Below are 21936 nucleotides of genomic sequence, written 5' to 3'. Positions count from 1 at the left end.
TTGGGCTGTTCTTAGAATTGGACTGTTCTGTCTGTGGTCATCATAGCCTCAGCTAAGCTCCCTAAGCCGCTCATGATGAAGCCATTTGCAAGATTAGCGACGGGCAGCGTTAAATTTTGCGCTTGTTCTTGGTCAACGATACCCCGTCGTAATGCGGCAGAAACACAAATGTGCATTTCACACCCTGATTGCTCTGCCAGTTCCTGCCATGCTGCAACTAAATTAAATTCATCCGTTGCAGGCGAGGTCAACAAATTAGCATTGGTCACCCCTTCCCGATAAAAAAATAGGGTTTTCAATTGGTGCCCTTCTGCAAGAAGGGCTTTCGCAAATTGGAACGCACTTGTGGCTTGTTGCGTTCCATAAGCCGGACCAGTAACTAATAAACAGTAACTTAATGAATTTACGTGACTCATTCACCGCTCTTGAATTGACGAATATATAAATAAACTGTGTGTTTAGAAATATTCAGGCGATCAGCAACTTGGTTTATCGCGTCTTTGATATCGAAAATCCCTTTTTCATAAAGGTTAAGTACTACCTGCTTGTTTTTCGCATTATTCGAAACATTACGGTCATTACCGACTTCTTCGATAGTATATTCCAGTGTTTGTGCAACAAGATCGTCAACAGAAGATGCAAAGTTAACATCTGAAGTGACTTCTTGTTTTGTTTCTGGAACAAACGATTGAATAATTTCAGAGAATGGCACATCCAAGTTCATATTAATACATAGCAAGCCAATAACACGCTGCTTACGATTACGGATAGCAATCGTCACTGATTTCATTAAATCGCCACTTTTGGCTTTCGTAAAATAAGCCTTGGAAGCGTTGGATTCTTCATCTGCCATATCATGCAACATGCGCAGTGCGAGATCCGTTATCGGCGAGCCAATTTTACGACCAGTGTGTTGCCCATTCGCTATTCTCACTGCTGAACAGTTTAGGTCTTCCAAAGAATGAAGAACAATTTCGCAGTGCCCACCAATTAACATTGCTAAGCCATCAACCGCCGCTTCATATGATTTTAAGATTTCGTGGTCGGTCTCAGTAAACGGCTGGTTATCCAGTATATTGATATCGCTGAGGTCGTGTGACTGTAAAGAATCTGACATTTTCAACATCATCCTTCTAAATGTAAAAATTCATCCCGTTGACTAATAAGGCATTCATTATTCGACTAATTTACCTTAATTATACGACTTGTAATCAACAATTATGATGATAAAAAATAAAATAGAGTCTTGTGAAGTTAAAACTCCAAGACGTTGCCGTCAAGCGAATGAATGCAAGACAGTCTGTTTTATCACAAGTTTTAAACAATTTGAGGATTTTTTTTACCGAAAGTTCATCAAGGTTTGCTTCTGTCGCCACTATCATGGTGTGGCTTATCTGCAACTTACTCATTAGCCGTAAGCACCTCGACTTAGCAGGATCTATAACAGAGTAAATTTAGTTTTTTCGTTATTCATATAAATGGGACTATTCGCGATAGTGATTTATTATTAATAATATATGTAAAACCAACTCATAATTATTAATTAAATAATAAAGGTATAATTATTTACAATTTTACTTAGCTGAAATAACATCAAAAACTCACCATTATAATTAAAAAGCAATTTCACTAAACAATTTTATTAATTCGTAAGGTTTCTTATGCCAAAATAAAAATCTATAGTTATAACTATTTACTTTCTAATAATTTCATTCAATGAAATATATGACTTATTACTGTTAATCACCGGCATTGTAACAGTGTACATCGATGAACTGACTATCTATTCAATAGCCTTTACTTTACTAATTATGGTAATGCGCTCACTGTTACTTACCTCTGTTCTAAATTATTCATTACATATCAAATCCATAATTAAACGTATTTTTATGTTAGCTATTTCATTAGTATTAATTGTTGATGCGATTAACCTTTTTGTTTTTTATTTATCAGATATTGACATTTCATATTTTACGCCTTTCCATATCATTAGAAACTCACCTAAAACATTTATATTTTTAACCGTATTATCTACTGTATTTTCTTTATTTTTAAATAAGGAGCTTTCATGGCAGGAAACAAAGATATCTTATAGATGCTAATGAGTCGCCATAGAGATAATTAAAATGCTTTATACAAAAAAAACCCAAGACCTGACGCCTTGGGCTCTTGAAACAAACTTTATTTGCGCTTATTTAGCCGCTGGTTTGATATCTAATAATTCAACATCAAAGACTAAAGTTGAGTTTGCAGGGATACCCGGAACGCCGTTTTCGCCATACGCTAAATCAGCAGGGATCACTAACTGCATTTTACCGCCTTTTTTCAGGTTAACTAGACCTTCAGTCCAGCCTTTAATGACTGAGTTTAAAGGAATAGTCAGTGGCTCATTACGTGTGTATGAGCTGTCAAATTCAGTACCATCAATCAGAGAACCTTTGTAGTGAACAACAACGGTTTCGTCTGCTTTAGGTTTTGCACCTGTACCTTCTTTTTCAATTTTGTACAGTAAGCCAGACTTAGTTTTTACTACGCCTTTTTCTTTCGCATATTTTTCGCGGTACTCAGCACCTTTTTTCTCATTGCTTGCTGATTCTTCTTTCATTTTTTTGTCGGCAGCTTCTTTGACTTGCCCTTCAAATTGACGCAGTGTTTCTTCAACCTCTGCATCCGTCATTTTGCTTTTGCCATTGAAAGCATCTTGAACACCCGCCAGTAATTGAGCGTTATCCAAGTTAATACCAATGGTTTTTTGTTCTTCTAAAGAATTCTGCATGTAGCGGCCTAATGAAGCACCTAATGCATACGCATTACGCTCTTCTGCGTTTTTGAATGCGCTGCTTTGTGCTTTGGCTTCCGCTGCCATCACCTGTGGAGCAGCGAAAGTAAATGCTAGCGTAGTTGCTAAAAGGCTTGCCTTAAACAGTGATTTCATCCTAATCTCCGATAACTTTTATTCGAGTATGTTCGAATAGCGAACTATTCGTTTTTATGTTTATTGATAATCAACTTTTAACTTTAGAAACTGATTACCAATTAGTATAGAAAAAAATAAGAATTTCTTAGACTACATTAACAAAAAGAGGTTTCATCGCCTACATCTTTAACTAAAACTTATCTATGGATTTGTAATGTTCGGTTATTATGATGGTTTAATTATGACAAATACATCTAAGGAGAGTCGAAGATGGGCTCATCTGATACATTAGAACAACGTTTAGAACTTTTAGAAAGCAAAGTCGCCTTTCAAGAATTGGCGATTGAACAACTCAACCAGGTTATCACCGACCAACAAATGCAACTTAACCGTATGCAAGAGCATTTACGCATTGTGACGGAAAGGCTGAAATCTTCGCAAGATAGCCATTTAGCAAGGCCAGAAGAAGAAACACCCCCGCCTCATTATTAATGAGGCCACAAAAAAGGAAGCTTTCGCTTCCTTCTAATACTTAGCTATTGCTAGTTATTAATGGCAACCGCAGCCGCCTTGTTTGTGACCATGGCCTTCGCCGCCGCCACAACAACCGCCTTCTGAGCCGTGGCTATGACCGCCACCGCCACAGCAACCACCTTCGTGGTCGTGGTCATGGTCGTGACCGCCTGCACCATGAACGTGCCCATGTGCAATTTCTTCTTCTGTTGCTTCACGAATAGCCATGACTTCAACATTAAATTTCAAGTTTTGGCCTGCTAACATGTGGTTACCATCAACGATAACTTCATCACCTTCAATACCGGTGATTTCAACAGGAACTGGGCCCATGTCAGTGTCAGCTAAGAAACGCATACCCACTTCTAGCTCATCAACGCCCATGAATACATCTTTAGGAACGCGTTGAACTAAGTTGTCATCGTATTGACCATATGCATCGTCTGAAGCAACTTCAACATCAAAGTTTTCACCGACAGCACGGCCTTCTAATGCTTTTTCTAGACCTGAAATTAAAGACCCACGGCCATGCAAATAGTCCATTGGCGCGCTTGCTGGGGACTCATCAACTAAAACACCGTCTTCTGTTCTTACTTGATAAGCCAAGCTGACCACCAAGTCTTTTGCTACTTTCATGACATCTCCTACTACCCATATGGGGAAAATTTTTCTGCCAATTGTACCGAAAAACTATAGTGATGTATTGAGAATTGACAAAATTCTCTCATTCAGGTGTAAAAATCCCTATAACTTGCTCTTTTTCCCTAATATGCCCAGTTGTTTCATCCCCAGCTTGACGCTGCTGATCGCCACAATTGACACATTCAACTACATCAATTTTATCTTCACGCCACATCATTAACGTGTCTTGTGACTTACATTTAGGGCAAATTGCACCTGCAATAAACCGTTTACGTGTTGACGACATGTTGGTTTCCTTTATTCATCTTTATTCCAGCCATGTGGCTGGCGATGCTCTCTAAGCATTTCTTTTTCAAACAGCTCATTTAACTCGCGCCTTGCCTCTTTGACACGAGAAACTTGGCCGCTATCCCCTTCATTTTCAGGAATAATCTCTCTAAGCACACGCATATCTAGACGGCGGAAATGTTGTTTAGCTCGGTATGCTTTATGTGGATGCATACCGGTACTAATTAATGCCTTACTCCCCAATTCTAATGCGCTAGAGAAGGTTTCTCGACTAAAGTCAGTGACACCACTTTGCAATAATTCGTGTGCCTCTACACGGCCTTTCGCGCGTGCGATGATATGTAAATTAGGGAAATTCTCTTGGCATAAATGTACAATTTCCATAACTTCTTCGGGCACATCACTAGTGATCACAATTGCCTTCGCTTTTTCTGCTCCCGCTGAGCGCAATAATTGTAGCTCACGCGCATCCCCATAATAAACAGTATAGCCATAGCGCCGCATTGTACCTATCGCTGTAACATCCTGTTCAAGTACGGTAATTTTGACTTTATTGGCCATTAATAGGCGGCCTACCACTTGCCCCATACGACCAAAACCAACCAAAATAACATGAGGGTCGTTATCTTCGACAAATGGTTTTTCACTTGACGTTGGTTGCCGATTATAGCGGTAGTTCAGATAAGCATCTATCAACTGCATCACAAGTGGTGTTGTCATCATAGAAAGGGTGACGACCACCAATAAGAGGTCCATTTGGCGCTCGTCAATCACACTTGCACCAGATGCGGTTGCGTAAATGACAAAAGCAAATTCCCCGCCTTGACTTAAAACACCAGAAAATTGTGCTCTAGCACCATTCCTAAGCCTTGCTGCATGGCTCAGGCCATAAAGGACAAGGGCTTTTACCGCGACAAGAATGACCACAGCAACCAAAACTTGTGGTAAATACGCCCAGAGTATTTGTAAATTTAGTGACATCCCAACTGAGATAAAAAATAACCCCAGCAATAGCCCTTTGAATGGCTCAATATTAATTTCGAGTTCATGGCGAAATTCTGTTTCTGCTAGCATCACACCTGCCATAAACGTCCCTAATGCCATAGAGAACCCAAGGCTTTCCATTATTAATGCAGACCCTAACACTACCAATAGTGCTGCAGCTGTAAAAATTTCATGTACGCCTGATTTCGCCGCTAATTTAAACATTGGGCGTAACAAGTAACGCCCCACCACCCATAAACCGGCAAATGCGATAACTTTTAAGCCAATCTTTTGCCAATCACTTGTGGCTGAATCCCCAGCTAATAAGGGGATCAATGCCATAATGGGGATCACCGCCATATCTTGGAATAACAACACAGAAAAACCAAGCTGCCCGCTTTCTTTGTTGGACATGCCTTTTTCATTCATGAGTTGCAAAGCCATAGCGGTTGAAGACATTGCCATCCCCAGCCCACCAACCACAGCAGCTTGCCAAGAAAACTTCGCTAAAAATAACAGTGATGCCATTATTGCCGCAGTAACAACCACCTGCACGGTTCCTACACCAAAAATAGAGCGCCTAAGTTCCCACAGTTTAGATGGTTTTAACTCTAAACCAATTAAGAACATTAGGAATACCACCCCCATTTCAGAGAAATGTAAAATGTCATCGACGTTATGAATAAAGCCCAAAACAAATGGCCCAATCATAATCCCCGCGAGTAAATACCCAAGCACCGCCCCTAAACGGATTTTTTGTGCAATAGGTACCATCACCACACCGGCACATAAAAAAATAATGACAGATTCAAATAGCCCCAATTCTGACATTAGGAGAGCCCTCCCGCGCTTAGCGGTTGTTGTATCCATTGACGGTAGTCATCAACCAGCTGTTGAAACCGCTCAGTGGGCTGCCGACGTGCTGCATAAATAATGATAGGTTCCAACCATTGCATATCACACATCAATGCGGTCAATTCAAATGGTCGAAGTATTTCGTTAAGTGGGTAATGATTATAGCCGTCATGTTGATATGCATGAATGGGTTCGCCTGTCGTGATCACAGAACGCCAGTATTTCCCTTTCAGTTTTTGATAGCCCATCTCCGTTGCAAAACGGCGCGTTAAAACACGGTCAAACCATTCTTTCAACAACGCAGGGCAACTATAAGTATAGAGAGGGTGTTGAAAAACAATGATATCGTGCTGGCACAGTAATTCTTGTTCCGCAGTTACATCAATAAAATAATCAGGATAGGTTGCGTATAAATCATGGACTGTCACATGTTCAAAACCACACACCACACTAAGTAATGCCTTGTTAGCAATAGACTCATCAGGGTCTGGGTGAGCGTAGATCACCAGTACTTTAGGTGTATTTGACATCTTTCCCTCCTCAAAGGCGTGTCAGACGGAACATTTTCCGTTACCATGCAGCCTGCTATACTCGTCATACTTCACGTTGCTGTGTTGTTGACTACGCGCATTCGCACTAGTCACCTACTTAAATAGGCTCCTAGCGACTCATTTGTTTGTCGCCTAACAGCACCGTGAATTATTTAGAGTATATACGTTGATAATTTAACATATTTTTAATAGACGGTTGCTATGATTGTTTTCTCTTCACTCCAAATTCGCCGAGGTGTTCGTGTCCTACTGGATAACGCCACTGCGACGATTAACCCTGGCCAAAAAGTTGGTTTAGTGGGTAAAAACGGCTGCGGTAAATCGACCCTTCTAGCACTATTAAAAGGCGAATTACAAGCTGAAGCAGGTTCTGCAACCTTCCCAAGTAATTGGTCCATGGCATGGGTCAACCAAGAAACCCCTGCCCTTGATGTCCCTGCCCTTGAGTATGTGATTGACGGTGACCGTGAGTTCCGCGCCCTAGAACAAAAACTACAACAAGCCAATGAAAAAAATGATGGCCATGCCATTGCGGTTATCCATGGGCAACTCGATGCAATTGATGCATGGACAATTCGTTCTCGCGCATCCAGCTTGCTACACGGCTTAGGCTTTAGCCAAGCGCAATTAGACTCACCAGTGAAATCTTTTTCTGGTGGGTGGCGTATGCGTTTGAACCTCGCTCAGGCTCTACTTTGCCGTTCTGACCTATTACTACTCGATGAACCAACTAACCACCTTGATTTAGATGCGGTTATTTGGTTAGAAAAGTGGCTTAAAGGCTACCAAGGTACATTAATTTTAATTTCCCATGATAGGGATTTCCTTGATCCAATTATTGATAAAGTCCTGCATATAGAACAAGAAAGCCTGTTCGAATACACGGGCAACTATTCTTCTTTTGAGCGCCAACGTGCAACTAAATTAGCACAACAACAAGCGTTGTATGAAAGCCAACAAGCAAAAGCCGCTCATTTACAAAGCTATATTGACCGTTTTAGAGTGCAAGCGACAAAGGCCAAGCAAGCGCAAAGCCGTATTAAGATGTTAGAAAAAATGGAAATGGTGGCGCCCGCTCATGTGGATAACCCGTTCCATTTTTCATTCCGCAAACCTGAAAGCTTACCTAACCCATTATTAAAAATGGAAAAAGTCAGTGCGGGTTATGGCGAAAAAGTCATTTTGCAATCGATAAAATTGAATTTAGTGCCCGGTTCACGTATTGGTTTATTAGGCCGTAATGGTGCTGGTAAATCCACCTTAATTAAAATGCTAGCTGGCGATTTACCACCATTACAAGGGGAGATCTCCCTCGCTAAAGGTATTAAGTTAGGTTACTTTGCTCAGCATCAATTAGAGTATCTGCATCCTGAAGAATCGCCCTTGCAGCATCTAGCTCGTTTGGCTCCTGAGCAAACTGAGCAGCAGTTACGCGACTATTTAGGCGGTTTTGGCTTTAAGGGTGACCAAGTGACAGACCCTAGTGGCCGTTTCTCTGGCGGTGAAAAAGCACGCTTAGTCTTAGCGTTGATTGTTTGGCAGCGCCCGAATCTGTTGTTACTCGATGAACCAACCAACCACTTGGATTTAGACATGCGCCAAGCGTTGACAGAAGCCTTAATGGCATTTGAAGGGGCTTTAGTGGTGGTTTCCCATGATAGGCATTTATTGCGCTCAACTACCGATGAGCTGTATTTAGTTCACGGCGGCGCGGTCGAGCAATTTGATGGTGATTTAGAAGATTACCAACAATGGCTTGCCGAGCAAAACAAGCTGGAACTACAGCAAGTCCGAGATCAACAAGAAAAAGATAAGCCTGCGGCAACTTCAACAGTCACCGCCCAAGATAGAAAAGACCAAAAGCGCCGCGAAGCAGAGTTCCGTCAACTGACTCAGCCAATCCGTAAAAAAATCACGGAATTGGAAAAGCAGATGGATAAACATTCCAACGCCCTGAGTGAGCTAGAGGCAAAACTTTCTGATGCAGCTATCTATGAACAAGATAAAAAAGCCGATTTGGCAGAATGTTTGAAAAAGCAGACTGAGCACAAATCAGCACTTGAAGACGTTGAAATGGAATGGATGGAGCTGCAAGAACAGTTAGAAACCATGACCAGTGAGTTTGAAATAAATTAGTTATAAAACATCACAATTCCTTAAAATCACGAAAAGCTATCTTTGATAGCTTTTCGTTTTTATCATAGTTGAATCTTATCCTTTCACACACATCACATAATACTGCCCATCGATAATTTCAGTCCCTTCGGTTTCGTGTTCAAAACCGGGGAACTCACTGTCCCACGCTTGCAAGCTATGCAAGTAACCGATATGTGGACTATTTTTATCACCGAAGCTTTCACCTGATAACAACATTGGGATACCCGGTGGATACGGAATTATTGAGTTAGCAGCAATGCGCCCTGCCAGTTTATCAAGGGGCACCGCTTCAACACGGTTAGCGACAATCTCTTGGTACGCATCCCTTGGGCTCATCATTACTTCAGGCAGTTGCTCATAAGCTTGGTTCAGTTGCCCTCCGGGGTTATTTTTTTGCAGATAAGTGAACATTTTATCACCTAAGTCACGTAACCCCATATGACCATAAATCTCAGGAGCGGTTTCCACCACTTCCGGTAATACCTTCTTCAGCCCAGTATTATTGTCATAGTGGCGTTTAAAAGACAGCAGCGCATTGACCAAAGTCCCCCACTTCCCTTTGGTGATCCCCATAGAAAACAAGAACATAATCTGGAAGTCAGTGGTGCGGGTCGGCACAATACCATAATGATTTAGCCACGCGGTCACTAGTGCCGCGGGTACACCTGTACCCAGCAGTTTGCCATCCTCCCCCATTCCCGGTGACAAAATACTGACTTTAATTGGGTCAAGCATCGCCCAGTTTTCAGGGATATCCTTAAAACCGTGCCATTTATCTTCAGGATTCATTACCCAGCAGCTTTGCTCTTTCATCAACAATTCAACAGGGGCTTCTTCAAAGGCATAACCTTTACCTGTTGCAGGGTCTTTCACCATTTCCTGATTCCATGGTTTAAAGAACCATTCATCATCGTTAAGAAACTCTTTATACAAGTAACCTAATGATTGGCGAAAATCGATAGCTTCACGAATAACTTCATCTGTCAAAGAACGCCCACTATTACCATCCATCATATCTGCTGCGATATCATTCGAGGCACAAATCGCATACAGCGGTGAGGTGGTGGCATGCATATGATAAGCCTGATTAAAGCGATTGAAATCAATAGCATTACGGCCATTTCGGATATGAATAAATGAGGCTTGGGAAAGCGCGTTAAGTAATTTATGAGTGGAGTGTGTAGCAAAGATGGTCGGTTCATCGCCATTTCGTGGTTCATCCCGCATGGCAAAATGGCCATGATAAATTGGGTTAAAACGTGCATAACCGTACCATGCCTCATCGAAATGGATTCTATCTAAGGATTTATCGAGTAAATCTTGCACCTTACGTGCATGGTAGCAAACACCGTCATAGGTGCAATTGGTTACCACGCTATAAGCTGGGCGTTTGCCGATTTTATCCGATGTTAGTGGATTTTGAGCGATTTTTTCAGTGATCGCTTCCGGCGTCATCTCTGTCGGGTAAATTGGCCCAATAATTCCGTAGCGGTTACGACTCGGGGTCATGTATACGGGCTTAGCTCCGGTAAGGATCAGCCCTTGTTCGATAGATTTATGGCAATTTCGGTCGATTACCACCACATCTTCATCAGTCATACAGGCTTGCATAATGGTTCGATTGGAGCCCGAGGTTCCCACAACCACGGAATAAGACTGGTCAGCCCCGAAAATACGCGCTGCATTTTTTTCGCACTCACCAAAAGCACCGGTATGATCCAGTAAAGAGCCTACTGCGACGCGTTCAATACCAATATCAGTACGAAATAAATTTTCACCAAAAAAATCATGATAAATGCGGCCCGCAGGGGTTTTGGTAAAACCAACGCCACCTTGGTGACCCGGTGCTGCCCACGAGTATTCATGTACATCGCTATATTTAATTAAGCTTTTCATCAGTGGCGGCAATAATTGCGCACGATAACGAATAATAGCGGCGAGGACGCGCCCTGCGATAAAATCAGCTGAATCTTCTAAAATCCATGCAAACTCATCGACTTGTTCCATCATTTTTCGGTCAAATGCCGTTAAAGCTTCTTCGCGATCACTCAATAAAAAAACGGGGACATCTTCTTGGCGGCGATGAAGTTGAGTAATTAATTGATGTGCTTGTGTTTGTTCTTGTTTGTCGGACATATCACGCCCATATAACAAACAATCAATGCTGGTATTCGAGCGAATGTATGCCATTCCATCTTCAAAATCGCGGATAATCACGGTCTCTACGTGTTCATCATTAAGCTCACTAGCAAGCCTTGCTACGGCATGGCTGATAACGGAATCTTCGTCGGTTAACTCAGTATAAACAATGAGTGCTCTCATCAATAATTCCTCTTAAACTAGTTAAAATTAAAATACTTATATCGTTAGTCTTAACGTAAATAAGGATTTTTTGCAAAGTTATCGATGAGCCCATTCTTCCTTTTCAACGCTATTCATCTAATTTATTAATAACAACTCTTGCATTCATTACTAGCGATTTTGCTTTGGCTTCTCGCCTTTGTAATAGCGCCATAAAGATTAAATCGGTCAGCGTATTCTGAGCGGTTCTCGATGAAATAGAAGAACTACGCCATTCATCTTCTTCTGCGACACTTTCAAGAATGTAATCAGAAATTTGTGCAAGAGGTGAATGCCGGTCCCGGGTAATGGCAACCACACAGGCTCCTTGTTTACGTGCAATATTAGCCGCTGTTAGCATGTCTTTGCGCTTACCTGTAAAAGAGATAACTATCTGTATGTCATTGGCATTAAGTGTTAAAGCGGCGGCAATTTGCACATGATGGTCGGATTCGACGAGTGTCGTAATACCTATTTTTTGTAACTTGTAGCTCAAGTCCTTTGCCGTCAGCCCTGACCCACCAATGCCAACAATTTGTACTCGCTGAGATTGGTCTATTCGTTCGACAATTTTTTCAAATTGCTTGAAATCAATTAATTTTGTTGTTTCCGTGATGGAATGGTTCTTTTCCATCGCTAATTTTTGAGCTACCACCATCAAGTTATCATTCGGTGCAATACGGTTATGCAAAGCCACGTGAGGGGCACTTTCATTAAGCTGTTGACGCCCAATAATCTCACTTAATGCCAGTTTTAGCGCTGGGTAGCCTTTTACCCCAACTTTTTGACTAAACTTAACAATAGCTGATTGGCTCACATCTAAGATTTCTGCCAATTGTTGAGAAGATAAGTTCAGTACGTTTTCCGGATTTTCAATAATAAATTGTGCAATTTTACGTTGATTTTCGGCTAATCGCGGTAATGAATAAGTAATGATATCCAATAATGTCATGACAACCTCAGCTGATAATCGCTATATCAGGGTTCATAAAAATAAAATAATAATAAATTATTCCTCTTTTAATTCGCTGATGAATCAAAAATAATAACTATAATTCAATCGCATACAATTTAAAGCCATTAGAAAAATAACAAAATATTCTTTTATATTCGCAAGTTAGAATAGATAACACCGTGATTCCAATCACACCATTGGAATAAATAATTCCTTAATATTAATCCAATTATGGATTTAGGAGCAATTTTTTATGGCTATCGATTTAAGCAAAATGGTAACGGAAAGCCGCAATGCGGCGAGTACGCATATTGACCAACTACCGACCTTGCAAATGCTGCAAGTGATTAACAACGAAGACAAACAAGTCCCTTTGGCAGTCGAGAAAGTTCTTCCTGAAATTGCACAATTGGTTGATAAGGTCGCAGACGCATTTCTAAACGGCGGGCGGTTAATTTACTCGGGAGCAGGAACATCAGGGCGTTTAGGAATACTTGATGCCAGCGAGTGCCCACCAACGTACGGTACCCCCCATGAGCAAGTCGTTGGGCTTATTGCAGGCGGCCACCAAGCGATTTTCCGTGCCGTTGAAAATGCAGAAGATAAACCCGAATTAGGTGAGCAAGACCTGAAAAATATTCAATTTAATGAAAAAGATATACTCGTTGGTATTGCTGCGAGTGGGCGTACCCCATATGTGTTAGGTGCGTTAGCCTATGCAAACAAGATTGGTGCAACCACAGCTGCCATCAGCTGTAACCCAAATAGCCCTATCGCTAATGCAGCAGATATCGCTATCACCCCTGTTGTGGGCGCAGAAGTGGTCACAGGCTCTTCACGCATGAAAGCGGGAACCGCTCAGAAATTAGTGCTGAATATGATCACTACTGGCGCGATGATCCGCATTGGAAAAGTATTTGGTAATTTGATGGTCGATGTAGAAGCCACCAATGCCAAATTAATTGAAAGGCAAACGAAGATTGTCATGGAGGCAACAGACTGCGACCGAGCAACCGCAGAAACCGCGCTTCAACAATGTGATAGGCACTGTAAAACGGCCATTTTGATGGTGTTAACCGGCCTGAATGCCGATGATGCACGTCAACTACTCTCGGACAATCATGGTTTTATTCGTACAGCACTCAATATGGCACCTTCCGCCTAATTCGCGGATTTTAATGAGATAAATGGTATGGCTAAAATAACAATAGAAATGATGCAGCAGATCCTGCAACAGGTTGGGGGTCGTCGCAATATTAAATTAGCGGGTAACTGTATGACCCGTTTACGACTCACACTCAATAATGATCAATTAGTCGATAAAGCCGCACTAAAACAAATCGCAGGTGTGCTTGGCGTTATCGAAAGTGATGAACAACTGCAAATTGTTCTGGGCCCCGGTAAAGCCCAAACTGCCGCGGACTTAATGAACCAAATGCTAGAAGATGCTGAAGATGATATCGACGAGTCTTCTCATCAGACCCAAGACCTTAACCAAATTGCTTCTGCTAATAAACAGCAGTTAAAAAAGAAACAAACTAGCGCAGTACACCGCTTTCTCTCAAAATTCGCCACCATATTTACCCCATTGATTCCAGGATTCATCGGAGCGGGTCTTTTGATGGGGATAGCCTCATTGCTTGGGTTGTTAGTCGCCAATGAAAACTTATTTCCACCGGACTCCCAACAGTTGGGCTGGTTAAAAAGTGCCATTGCCTATCTCGCGATATTCGGCAAAGGTTTATTTACCTTTATGGGACTATTAATTGGCTATAATGCCCAAAAAGCCTTTGGAGGTAGTGGCGTTAATGGTGCCATTATTGCCGCTTTATTTATTTTAGGTTACGACCCAGAAGCAACAAAAGGCTTTTATTCGGGGATGTCAAACTTCTTCGGCTGGCACATTGACCCTCGAGGCAACATCATTGGAATTTTAATTGCCTGTATTTTTGGGGCATGGGTTGAAAAACAAGTTCGCAAAATTATCCCATCCAGCCTTGATATTATTTTAACCTCAACCATAACTCTGTTAATTGTGGGCGCAGCAACCTTTATCTTTATCATGCCGATTGGTGTTTGGCTGTTTGATGGAATGTCTTGGTTATTCATGCACTTAAATGGCAATCCTATTGGAACAGCTATTTTGGCTGGGGTGTTCTTAATCGCCGTGATGTTTGGTGTTCATCAAGGGTTTATTCCTGTCTACGTTGCCCTCGTTGATGCACAAGGGTTTAACTCACTATTTCCGATATTGGCAATGGCGGGTGCTGGTCAAGTGGGTGCAGCCCTCGCCTTGTATGTGAAAGCGAAAAAAGGTTCAGTCACCCGTGGGCAAATTGGTGGCGCCCTGTTCCCCGGTTTCTTAGGGATCGGTGAGCCGCTGATTTATGGTGTCACACTCCCGCGCGTCAAACCGTTTGTCACCGCCTGTTTAGGTGGCGCAGCTGGTGGTTTCTTTATCGGGGCCGTCGCGTGGATGGGGTTACCTGTCGGTTTAAATACTGTGTTTGGGCCATCTGGGTTAATTGCCATTCCATTAATGACATCCGGTCAAGGTGTCCTCGCCGGGATGGCTGTGTACGCGGGGGGAGTATTGGTTTCCTATGTGTGCGGCTTCCTATTTACCTACCTGTTTGGTAGTAAAGGCGTAGATTTAAGTTAATCATGCCCTAAACAAAAAGCAGCTCTTAGGGCTGCTTTTTTCAATCAATAAAAAACGCTATTCCAACCAAATCAATGGGACACACAGCGCAGTTAGCAGCCCCATCGCTAAATTAAAGATAAACCAAGCTTGGCGACTACGTAAAAATAAGCTAATCAATGAGCCAAAGCCCATCCAAATCAAACCTGCCACTAAGTTGACGATTACAAATGCCACGCTCATGACTAAAATAGATTGGCTGAATAACTCACCAGGCAGGCTAAAGCCACCAACTGCCCCTAGCCCCATCATCCAAGCTTTAGGGTTTAGAAATTGTAATAAGCCCCCCTGATACCATGTTACGCTTTTCCCCACTTCGCTATCCGTCTTAATTGGTGCATAATTAGCTGTTGCTGTTTTCCATGCCAACCAGAGAAGATACACACTGCCCACCACTTTTAAGGCAATATGAATCGCAGGATAGAGCAATAAAAGTGCAGCAATACCAAATGCTGAGAGGTAAAGTATCGATTGCATACCTAGCATAATACCTAAGCATAATGTAATCGCATGACGAAAACCGTAGTTTGCCGCACTTGATGTTAGCAACATATTATTAGGGCCGGGTGTGACTGCTGCAATGAATAGAAATGTAAAAAGAGAAAAGATCAGCCCCAGTGTCATTTATAATTTAATCCTCAAACCCAAATTTGTTTACTTGCATCACAAAAAAATAACAGTATGTTATGTGACTCACAAGAGCTCCTATTAAATAAAAATAAGGTTATGTCTGAAAACTTTCGTCCAATCAGTTGGGCTAAAAATCCACACCTCCAAACTCTACTGCCTAGGATTTTTCGTAGAACCCCGAAAATTAAACCTATTTGGCAGCGACTTGAATTGCCTGACGGTGATTTTATTGATCTCGCATGGAGTGAAAAACCTGAGCTTGCGGCTCATAAACCACGCTTAGTCATTTTTCATGGGTTAGAAGGTAATTTTAAGAGCCCTTACGCTCATGGAATGTTAGAAACAGCGGAAAAACACGACTGGCTAGGCGTTGTCATGCACTTTCGTGGGTGTAGCGGCGAACCCAATCGCCAACAGCGTATTTATCATTCAGGTGAAACCGATGATGCTCGCTACTTCTTACGCTGGTTAAAACAAACTTTTGGTGATACGCCAACGGCTGCTGTGGGGTATTCCCTTGGTGGGAATATGTTGGCTTGTTACTTGGCTGAAAGTGGTCAAAATGCGGATTTAGATGCGGGAGTGGTTGTATCTGCCCCATTAATGTTAGAGGCTTGCTCCCTACGAATGGAAAAAGGCATTTCCCAGTTTTATCAGCGCTATTTATTAAATGGCTTAAAACGTAACGCAACTCGTAAACTCGTTCGCTATCCTGGGTCATTACCACTGAATTTATTGCAGCTTAAGCAAGTTAAACGCATTCGTGATTTTGATGATGTTATCACTGCACGTATCCACGGTTTTGATGATGCCTCAGATTACTATCAGAAATGCAGTGCATTACCTAAATTGGCTCACATTACTAAACCAACATTAATTATTCACGCCAAAGATGATCCATTTATGGCTCCTGAGGTTGTTCCTGATTTATCTTTTCTTCCCCATAATGTGGAATATCAAATGACAGAACATGGCGGGCACGTTGGTTTTGTCAGCGGGACCTTTAGAAAACCGCAAATGTGGCTAGAAACTCGAATTCCGCAATGGTTAACCCCTTATTTAAATAAGGAAAACCCATGATTATCCCTTGGCGTGAGTTATCTCCAGAAGCACTGGAAAGCCTCATCGAAAGCTATGTTTTACGAGAAGGAACTGACTATGGGGCACATGAGAAAAGCTTACAAGACAAAGTTAATGATGTGAAACGGCAGTTAGTTTCTGGCGAAATTGTGCTAGTCTGGTCTGAATTGCATGAGTCGGTTAATTTCATGCCTAAAACCCGCTAACCCGCTTTGTTCGCTATTTTGCCATAGTGGACATAAGCGCAACACAGGGAGTTCGCTATGTCCAAAAAACATCCGATTATTGCTATCACCGGTTCCAGTGGTGCAGGCACGACCTCAACTAGCCAAGCATTCCGTAAAGTTTTCCACCAACTCAATATCCAACCAGCTACATTAGAAGGGGACAGCTTTCATCGTTACACGCGGCCTGAAATGGACATGGCTATCCGCAAGGCGAGAGAACAAGGTCGGCATATCAGTTATTTTGGTCCTGAAGCGAATGACTTTGCTTTGCTAGAACAAACTTTAATTGATTATGCAAAAACAGGTTGTGGACAATCACGAAAATACCTACATACCTATGATGAAGCGGTTCCGTACGGTCTACAACCAGGTACTTTTACACCTTGGGAACCACTCCCTGAAAAAACTGATGTGTTATTCTACGAGGGTCTGCATGGTGGGGTTGTTACACCTGAGCATAATGTAGCGCAACATGTTGATTTACTTGTTGGCGTTGTCCCGATTGTCAATCTTGAATGGATTCAAAAGTTGGTTCGTGATACGACCGAAAGGGGCCATTCCCGTGAAGCGGTTATGGACTCTGTTGTGCGTTCAATGGGGGACTATATCAACTACATTACCCCTCAGTTTTCGCGTACTCATATCAATTTCCAACGAGTTCCGACTGTAGACACTTCCAACCCATTTTCAGCCAAAACTATCCCTTCACAAGATGAAAGTTTTATTGTGATCCGCTTTAGAGGGCTCGAACACATCGATTTCCCCTATTTGCTTTCAATGATCTGCGGTTCTTTTATTTCGGCTATGAATACCATTGTCGTACCCGGAGGAAAACTCGGTCTAGCAATGGAATTGATCATGATGCCATTAGTTGAAAAGTTAATTAATCAGAAAAACAGTTAAATTATTTCTCAAATAATAAGTAAGACGCTTACCATTAATTAAGGTAAGCATCTTTTTATTAAAATTTTAATATAAAAAATAAATTTATTTTTAATTTTTTATTTCAAAGCTATGAGTGACTTCAACCGTTTTTTCTAGCATCAGTGCCACTGAGCAATATTTTTCAGCCGAGAGCTGAACAGCTCTTTCAACCGTTTTTTCCGTTAATTCATTTCCTGTTACGATAAAATGCAAATGTATTTTAACAAAATAACGTGGAGCTTCTTCACGGCGCTGCGATGTTAATTTAACTTCACAATCAGTAATATCATTTCGCCCTTTTTGTAAAATTGAAACGACATCTATTGCACTACATCCACCTGCCGCCATTAGCACCATTTCCATTGGGCTAGGTGCTTTATCACCTGCATTACCATCCATCATGACTTGATGCCCTGAAGCTGACTCACCTAGAAAGGAAAGTCCTTCTACCCATTTTACTCTTGCTTCCATTTTATTCCCCTTGAAATGAAATCGGTTTAAAGGCTACATTGTTCCATAGATATAATGAATGTTATATCAGCTTTATTAGGCTGAAGCGATACAGGGGAGACTTTCTTCATTGGATATGCTACAAACAATACTTAGTTGATAGGACTAAGATCAAAACTCAGCGGTTTAATTGATTATATTATAGTGTTGATATCAATTTGTTTACCCTAGCCTATCGAATGCGCTGAAGTTATTCAGCTCTTCACATTATTTAGGGTATATAAGGCAAATTAATATGCTAAGCTAGTGACTTTAAAGCCAGCCTTTCTGGTAAGCTTTTCCGGATGGCTGCAATAACATACAGAGGATAACGCTAATGGTTCTCGGCAAGCCACAAACAGACCCTACTCTTGAATGGTTTTTGTCACACTGCCATATTCATAAGTATCCATCCAAGAGCACACTGATCCATCAGGGTGAGAAAGCAGAAACCCTTTACTATATCGTTAAAGGTTCAGTGGCTGTTTTAATTAAAGATGAAGAAGGCAAAGAAATGATCCTCTCTTACCTGAATCAAGGGGATTTCATTGGTGAACTGGGGTTATTTGAAGAAGGGCAAGAACGTACTGCGTGGGTGAGAGCTAAAATCGCTTGCGAAGTTGCTGAAATTTCTTACAAAAAATTCCGTCAATTGATTCAGGTTAACCCTGATATTTTAATGCGTCTCTCAGCGCAAATGGCCAGTCGTTTACAAACAACATCCGAAAAAGTCGGCAACCTTGCCTTCTTAGATGTCACAGGCCGTATCGCTCAAACCCTATTGAATCTAGCGAAACAACCTGACGCAATGACCCACCCAGACGGTATGCAAATCAAAATTACCCGTCAGGAAATTGGCCAAATTGTCGGTTGTTCCCGTGAAACTGTTGGCCGTATTTTAAAAATGCTGGAAGATCAAAACTTGATCTCTGCACACGGTAAAACCATCGTTGTTTACGGTACACGTTAATTAACCTTTCAGCCTCGCTCTCTTGGCGAGGCATGCAATTTAAAATAGCTTTATATCGTCGATATAAGGCTATTTCAGTTTAATTATAGCAACATATTTATATGCTTATATTAATGAGTATCGTTTCTTTATATTTTATCTATTTAGCTCTCTATAAAATAATAATCATAATATTAAGTAGGGTTATATTTATGAAAATTACACTTAGCAATTTGTCAGGCCATTCCGAAATTTTTAAAAACATTAGCAATTCCGATGATTTTATAAAGAAAATCTTTGCTGTGACTGCATCATCGAGAAAAGAGCCCTTATCCACTCAGCAACAATCTAAACTATCAGATGCTTATAGCCTAGAAAGCATTGACTCAGCTTATGAAAGTGATTCAGAAAGTATAAATAATACTAAATTATTGAGCGCTGACGAATTTAAGCATAAAGTTAATCAATTGAAAGTCCGCTTGTATAAATTTTATGCATCTACTTTTTATAATGAACAAGATGCAGACTCACTAATAACAGAAAACCAGACAGTTTTTGAGGATTTTAATAGTGCTGATAAAGAAATTCGTAAATATGCTGATTTTTTGTATCCGCACGTTAAAACTCCAGGGATTAACATCAAAAACTCAGAAATAAAAAACGAAATCATAAAAAATCACCATCATCCTAAGCAACTAGAAAATAAAAATAGCACTAAAACCCCTTTAATAACCAGAACAAACAAAAAAAATACCAATAATATTGATTTACCTTTGGAACCAATGAAAAAAAAAACAAAGAATTCCTCTCAGAAAAAATTTAAATATGTGCACTATAAAGTCGCTGATAATAATCAAGATAATTCCAAATACATTCCTCTACCTAAAAGCACTTTTGAATTCAAGGGAAATATACAACAAACAAAAACTTCAGTATTAAGAACACAATATATCATGCAACATTACAAACTATCTAACAAATCTATGCCATTAGACTATAAACCACGAAAAAATCACTTTAATAGAAATGTTAATTCAATTAAAACCGCTGACTTAATAAAAATAAGCAATAGCATTGAAAAAGAAAAAAGACTAACCATGGAAATGAAGGCACTTAAAGATAATATATTTGAAATACAAAACCAAATTCATATTAACGATAATTTATTGAAAGAATTAAAAAAACAAACCATTAAATAAAACATCTCTATTTTATTTAAGATCATTATTAATTCAAATGATTAATAATACATTATTAGTAAAATCATAATGCCATAAGATAAAATCAATGCATTGAATAAATTAATTATTTCAATATTAAGCATGAATATTTATTTAGCAAATTACTTTTTTAATATTAATATAGGATATGACTATGAAAACCACCCCCCTAGATACCACCACAACTAGCTCACTATACAGAAAAAACTCATCAACTGGGGCTAAGAAAGAAACACCCACTATTACACAAAAAATTAAAAATTTGAAAATAAATAATCCATTCTCATTTTTTCATTTTAACAAAAAAAATACGGAATCAAAATTCTATATTAGCTTACCAGAAGCTGGTTCAAAGGGAAGTGATTTAAATTTACTTAATAAATTAAACTCAAACAAAAAAACAATTTCTTCCCTTGAAAATAAGCTTATAGATAATTCATTTAATATCCCACAATTCATTAAGGATTTAAAAAATAAAACAGAAAACTCCATTGATAATTTACTAGGTAAGAATGATTTTTTTAGCGAAATTCCAGCTACAGATAAAATCATAGAGAAACAAAATGAAACAATAGGCTATCTTAAACATTACCTAGATTTATTAGACAAAAATAAAAAATTGACCAATAAAAGCGAAGAGCTAAAAAACGAAATTGATGATCTGAAATCAGCCATAAGATATGAATCAAAAATAAGAGGAATTGCATACTTAAAAAAAGAAAGTAAATACTTAGTGTCATTAGAAAAAGAAATACCAATGGAAAATAACATAGAAGGAAAAAATAAAAAAATTGAAAAATTAATTAAAATACAAAACTCAGTAAAAATTTTATTGAGTAATGAGTTAAAAGATATAAAAAATAAAGTTCACAATATTACATTGGATAAAAATGCTCTAGAAAAAAATATTTTAGCTCTGAAAAAACCGATAATATGTGAATCTTTCATTACCTACGATGAAGATAATACACCTATTTACCACAATGAGTCTCACGACTTTGATTTTGATGACCTATTTGAAAAAAAATTAGAAACTGAAAACACAAAAGACAACAGAATTATTAAAAACTTAATATTAGAAAATGACTTGTTATATAATTCAATTGAAGTGTTAGATAATGATAACCTTGATTATAGAGGTTTAGTCCAAGACTTAAGAATTGATAATAATAATAAAAATCATGAAATTAGAGCACTACAGGAAAAGCTTGCCAACAAAGCGCTATCTATGGCCTCAATTAGTCTCACCTCGTTATCTTCTGGCTACCATTCCGATAATGAAGACAATAACCTTACATCAGATGTTAAGGTTAGTGAGGAAAAAATAGCTCAAAAAGAAGAGACACTAAAAAATAAATATCCTTTAGCCAATAATAAAGGAGTAAAAAAATATTTATATACACATAAAGTTCAATGCCTAGCTGCTGGAATACCAATTAGTAGTTCAAAAGAGCAATTACAAGCACGATTGAAGGCAATAAAAATACAATTACCAACTCAGTAAATGCTATAAA

At 39.9% G+C, this 21936-nt stretch carries 21 protein-coding genes; 10 read left to right on the top strand and 11 right to left on the bottom strand.

Annotated elements, in window-relative coordinates:
* Positions 1-11: 11 nt before the first annotated feature.
* From tusD to fkpA, 3 genes are all read right to left on the bottom strand, one after another.
* On the bottom strand, positions 12-416 hold the full coding sequence (gene tusD / locus P3L56_RS01925; RefSeq protein WP_042847585.1) for a sulfurtransferase complex subunit TusD: 405 nt from the start codon (positions 414-416) through the stop codon (positions 12-14).
* The gene (locus P3L56_RS01920; RefSeq protein ID WP_042847586.1) at positions 413-1117 is read right to left on the bottom strand and encodes a transcriptional regulator; all 705 of its coding nucleotides are present in this window, start codon (positions 1115-1117) and stop codon (positions 413-415) included. Before P3L56_RS01920 ends, tusD begins: the two co-directional genes overlap by 4 nt.
* Positions 1118-2191: 1074 nt before the next feature.
* Entirely contained in the window at positions 2192-2935 is a 744-nt protein-coding gene (gene fkpA, locus P3L56_RS01915) for an FKBP-type peptidyl-prolyl cis-trans isomerase (RefSeq protein ID WP_042847796.1), read from the bottom strand.
* Between the two features lie 252 nt (positions 2936-3187).
* Here fkpA and P3L56_RS01910 point away from each other — a divergent pair, with 252 nt between their 5' ends.
* Positions 3188-3409, top strand: coding sequence for a SlyX family protein (locus tag P3L56_RS01910; RefSeq protein ID WP_042847589.1), 222 nt, complete (start codon positions 3188-3190; stop codon positions 3407-3409).
* 57 nt (positions 3410-3466) lie between these two features.
* Here P3L56_RS01910 and slyD read toward each other — a convergent pair whose 3' ends face one another.
* From slyD to kefG, 4 genes are all read right to left on the bottom strand, one after another.
* On the bottom strand, positions 3467-4066 hold the full coding sequence (gene slyD, locus P3L56_RS01905; RefSeq protein ID WP_042847590.1) for a peptidylprolyl isomerase: 600 nt from the start codon (positions 4064-4066) through the stop codon (positions 3467-3469).
* 88 nt (positions 4067-4154) lie between these two features.
* Positions 4155-4358: a YheV family putative zinc ribbon protein gene (locus P3L56_RS01900; RefSeq protein WP_042847592.1), complete on the bottom strand. Its 204-nt coding sequence runs from the start codon at positions 4356-4358 to the stop codon at positions 4155-4157.
* Positions 4359-4369: 11 nt separating this feature from the next.
* On the bottom strand, positions 4370-6175 hold the full coding sequence (gene kefB, locus P3L56_RS01895) for a glutathione-regulated potassium-efflux system protein KefB (protein ID WP_042847594.1): 1806 nt from the start codon (positions 6173-6175) through the stop codon (positions 4370-4372).
* Positions 6175-6729 (bottom strand): glutathione-regulated potassium-efflux system ancillary protein KefG, encoded by a 555-nt coding sequence (gene kefG, locus P3L56_RS01890; protein ID WP_198861086.1) that lies wholly within the window; start codon positions 6727-6729, stop codon positions 6175-6177. The genes kefB and kefG overlap by 1 nt, the downstream gene beginning before the upstream one ends.
* Before the next feature lie 222 nt (positions 6730-6951).
* Between kefG and P3L56_RS01885 the strand changes: the two genes are divergently transcribed.
* The gene (locus tag P3L56_RS01885) at positions 6952-8886 is read left to right on the top strand and encodes an ABC transporter ATP-binding protein (RefSeq protein WP_042847598.1); all 1935 of its coding nucleotides are present in this window, start codon (positions 6952-6954) and stop codon (positions 8884-8886) included.
* A 75-nt stretch (positions 8887-8961) separates the two neighbouring features.
* Here P3L56_RS01885 and adiA read toward each other — a convergent pair whose 3' ends face one another.
* The gene (gene adiA / locus P3L56_RS01880; RefSeq protein ID WP_048605411.1) at positions 8962-11229 is read right to left on the bottom strand and encodes an arginine decarboxylase; all 2268 of its coding nucleotides are present in this window, start codon (positions 11227-11229) and stop codon (positions 8962-8964) included.
* A gap of 109 nt (positions 11230-11338) precedes the next feature.
* Complete coding sequence (locus P3L56_RS01875) at positions 11339-12199, bottom strand: MurR/RpiR family transcriptional regulator (RefSeq protein ID WP_042847601.1); 861 nt, start codon at positions 12197-12199, stop codon at positions 11339-11341.
* A 256-nt stretch (positions 12200-12455) separates the two neighbouring features.
* On the opposite strand from P3L56_RS01875, the gene murQ reads away from it, so the two are divergent.
* Both murQ and murP read left to right on the top strand, forming a co-directional pair.
* Positions 12456-13367: an N-acetylmuramic acid 6-phosphate etherase gene (gene murQ, locus P3L56_RS01870; RefSeq protein WP_042847603.1), complete on the top strand. Its 912-nt coding sequence runs from the start codon at positions 12456-12458 to the stop codon at positions 13365-13367.
* 27 nt (positions 13368-13394) lie between these two features.
* Positions 13395-14864, top strand: a complete 1470-nt coding sequence (murP, locus tag P3L56_RS01865; protein WP_042847605.1) for a PTS N-acetylmuramic acid transporter subunit IIBC — start codon at positions 13395-13397, stop codon at positions 14862-14864.
* Between the two features lie 57 nt (positions 14865-14921).
* Here murP and P3L56_RS01860 read toward each other — a convergent pair whose 3' ends face one another.
* Positions 14922-15527 carry a LysE family translocator gene (locus tag P3L56_RS01860; RefSeq protein WP_048605414.1) on the bottom strand — a complete coding sequence of 202 codons (606 nt, stop codon included), beginning with the start codon at positions 15525-15527 and terminating at the stop codon, positions 14922-14924.
* Between the two features lie 102 nt (positions 15528-15629).
* Here P3L56_RS01860 and P3L56_RS01855 point away from each other — a divergent pair, with 102 nt between their 5' ends.
* Genes P3L56_RS01855 through P3L56_RS01845 form a run of 3 tightly spaced genes read left to right on the top strand, consistent with a single transcriptional unit; the run spans position 15630 to position 17743 of the window.
* The gene (locus P3L56_RS01855) at positions 15630-16613 is read left to right on the top strand and encodes a hydrolase (protein ID WP_042847799.1); all 984 of its coding nucleotides are present in this window, start codon (positions 15630-15632) and stop codon (positions 16611-16613) included.
* Positions 16610-16819: a YheU family protein gene (locus P3L56_RS01850; RefSeq protein ID WP_034783253.1), complete on the top strand. Its 210-nt coding sequence runs from the start codon at positions 16610-16612 to the stop codon at positions 16817-16819. The genes P3L56_RS01855 and P3L56_RS01850 overlap by 4 nt, the downstream gene beginning before the upstream one ends.
* 57 nt (positions 16820-16876) lie before the next feature.
* Positions 16877-17743, top strand: coding sequence for a phosphoribulokinase (locus P3L56_RS01845; RefSeq protein WP_042847611.1), 867 nt, complete (start codon positions 16877-16879; stop codon positions 17741-17743).
* Between the two features lie 90 nt (positions 17744-17833).
* On the opposite strand, the gene P3L56_RS01840 is transcribed toward P3L56_RS01845, so the two are convergent.
* On the bottom strand, positions 17834-18235 hold the full coding sequence (locus tag P3L56_RS01840) for an OsmC family protein (RefSeq protein WP_042847613.1): 402 nt from the start codon (positions 18233-18235) through the stop codon (positions 17834-17836).
* Between the two features lie 355 nt (positions 18236-18590).
* Here P3L56_RS01840 and crp point away from each other — a divergent pair, with 355 nt between their 5' ends.
* The 3 genes from crp to P3L56_RS01825 all read left to right on the top strand — a co-directional run bounded on the left by crp (position 18591) and on the right by P3L56_RS01825 (position 21926).
* Positions 18591-19223, top strand: a complete 633-nt coding sequence (gene crp / locus P3L56_RS01835; protein WP_004262556.1) for a cAMP-activated global transcriptional regulator CRP — start codon at positions 18591-18593, stop codon at positions 19221-19223.
* Positions 19224-19414: 191 nt separating this feature from the next.
* A complete protein-coding gene (locus P3L56_RS01830; protein ID WP_272686255.1) occupies positions 19415-20401 on the top strand; it encodes a hypothetical protein in 987 nt (328 codons plus the stop codon).
* Positions 20402-20576: 175 nt separating this feature from the next.
* The gene (locus tag P3L56_RS01825) at positions 20577-21926 is read left to right on the top strand and encodes a hypothetical protein (protein ID WP_272686254.1); all 1350 of its coding nucleotides are present in this window, start codon (positions 20577-20579) and stop codon (positions 21924-21926) included.
* Positions 21927-21936: the final 10 nt, after the last annotated feature.

Source organism: Providencia sp. PROV024 (assembly GCF_032709665.1).
In the GTDB taxonomy this organism is placed as follows: Bacteria; Pseudomonadota; Gammaproteobacteria; order Enterobacterales; family Enterobacteriaceae; genus Providencia; species Providencia huashanensis.
This window is presented reverse-complemented; position numbering and strand designations above follow the sequence as displayed.

What these genes read in the sequence shown, in the direction of transcription:
- P3L56_RS01900 (WP_042847592.1), bottom strand. Translation starts at nt 4,358, where the DNA reads ATGTCGTCAACACGTAAACGGTTTATTGCAGGTGCAATTTGCCCTAAA.
- P3L56_RS01855 (WP_042847799.1), top strand. Translation starts at nt 15,630, where the DNA reads ATGTCTGAAAACTTTCGTCCAATCAGTTGGGCTAAAAATCCACACCTC.
- tusD (WP_042847585.1), bottom strand. Translation starts at nt 416, where the DNA reads ATGAGTCACGTAAATTCATTAAGTTACTGTTTATTAGTTACTGGTCCG.
- slyD (WP_042847590.1), bottom strand. Translation starts at nt 4,066, where the DNA reads ATGAAAGTAGCAAAAGACTTGGTGGTCAGCTTGGCTTATCAAGTAAGA.
- crp (WP_004262556.1), top strand. Translation starts at nt 18,591, where the DNA reads ATGGTTCTCGGCAAGCCACAAACAGACCCTACTCTTGAATGGTTTTTG.
- murP (WP_042847605.1), top strand. Translation starts at nt 13,395, where the DNA reads ATGGCTAAAATAACAATAGAAATGATGCAGCAGATCCTGCAACAGGTT.
- murQ (WP_042847603.1), top strand. Translation starts at nt 12,456, where the DNA reads ATGGCTATCGATTTAAGCAAAATGGTAACGGAAAGCCGCAATGCGGCG.
- P3L56_RS01840 (WP_042847613.1), bottom strand. Translation starts at nt 18,235, where the DNA reads ATGGAAGCAAGAGTAAAATGGGTAGAAGGACTTTCCTTTCTAGGTGAG.
- kefB (WP_042847594.1), bottom strand. Translation starts at nt 6,175, where the DNA reads ATGTCAGAATTGGGGCTATTTGAATCTGTCATTATTTTTTTATGTGCC.
- adiA (WP_048605411.1), bottom strand. Translation starts at nt 11,229, where the DNA reads ATGAGAGCACTCATTGTTTATACTGAGTTAACCGACGAAGATTCCGTT.
- fkpA (WP_042847796.1), bottom strand. Translation starts at nt 2,935, where the DNA reads ATGAAATCACTGTTTAAGGCAAGCCTTTTAGCAACTACGCTAGCATTT.
- P3L56_RS01885 (WP_042847598.1), top strand. Translation starts at nt 6,952, where the DNA reads ATGATTGTTTTCTCTTCACTCCAAATTCGCCGAGGTGTTCGTGTCCTA.
- P3L56_RS01830 (WP_272686255.1), top strand. Translation starts at nt 19,415, where the DNA reads ATGAAAATTACACTTAGCAATTTGTCAGGCCATTCCGAAATTTTTAAA.
- kefG (WP_198861086.1), bottom strand. Translation starts at nt 6,729, where the DNA reads ATGTCAAATACACCTAAAGTACTGGTGATCTACGCTCACCCAGACCCT.
- P3L56_RS01910 (WP_042847589.1), top strand. Translation starts at nt 3,188, where the DNA reads ATGGGCTCATCTGATACATTAGAACAACGTTTAGAACTTTTAGAAAGC.
- P3L56_RS01920 (WP_042847586.1), bottom strand. Translation starts at nt 1,117, where the DNA reads ATGTCAGATTCTTTACAGTCACACGACCTCAGCGATATCAATATACTG.
- P3L56_RS01825 (WP_272686254.1), top strand. Translation starts at nt 20,577, where the DNA reads ATGAAAACCACCCCCCTAGATACCACCACAACTAGCTCACTATACAGA.
- P3L56_RS01875 (WP_042847601.1), bottom strand. Translation starts at nt 12,199, where the DNA reads ATGACATTATTGGATATCATTACTTATTCATTACCGCGATTAGCCGAA.
- P3L56_RS01860 (WP_048605414.1), bottom strand. Translation starts at nt 15,527, where the DNA reads ATGACACTGGGGCTGATCTTTTCTCTTTTTACATTTCTATTCATTGCA.
- P3L56_RS01850 (WP_034783253.1), top strand. Translation starts at nt 16,610, where the DNA reads ATGATTATCCCTTGGCGTGAGTTATCTCCAGAAGCACTGGAAAGCCTC.
- P3L56_RS01845 (WP_042847611.1), top strand. Translation starts at nt 16,877, where the DNA reads ATGTCCAAAAAACATCCGATTATTGCTATCACCGGTTCCAGTGGTGCA.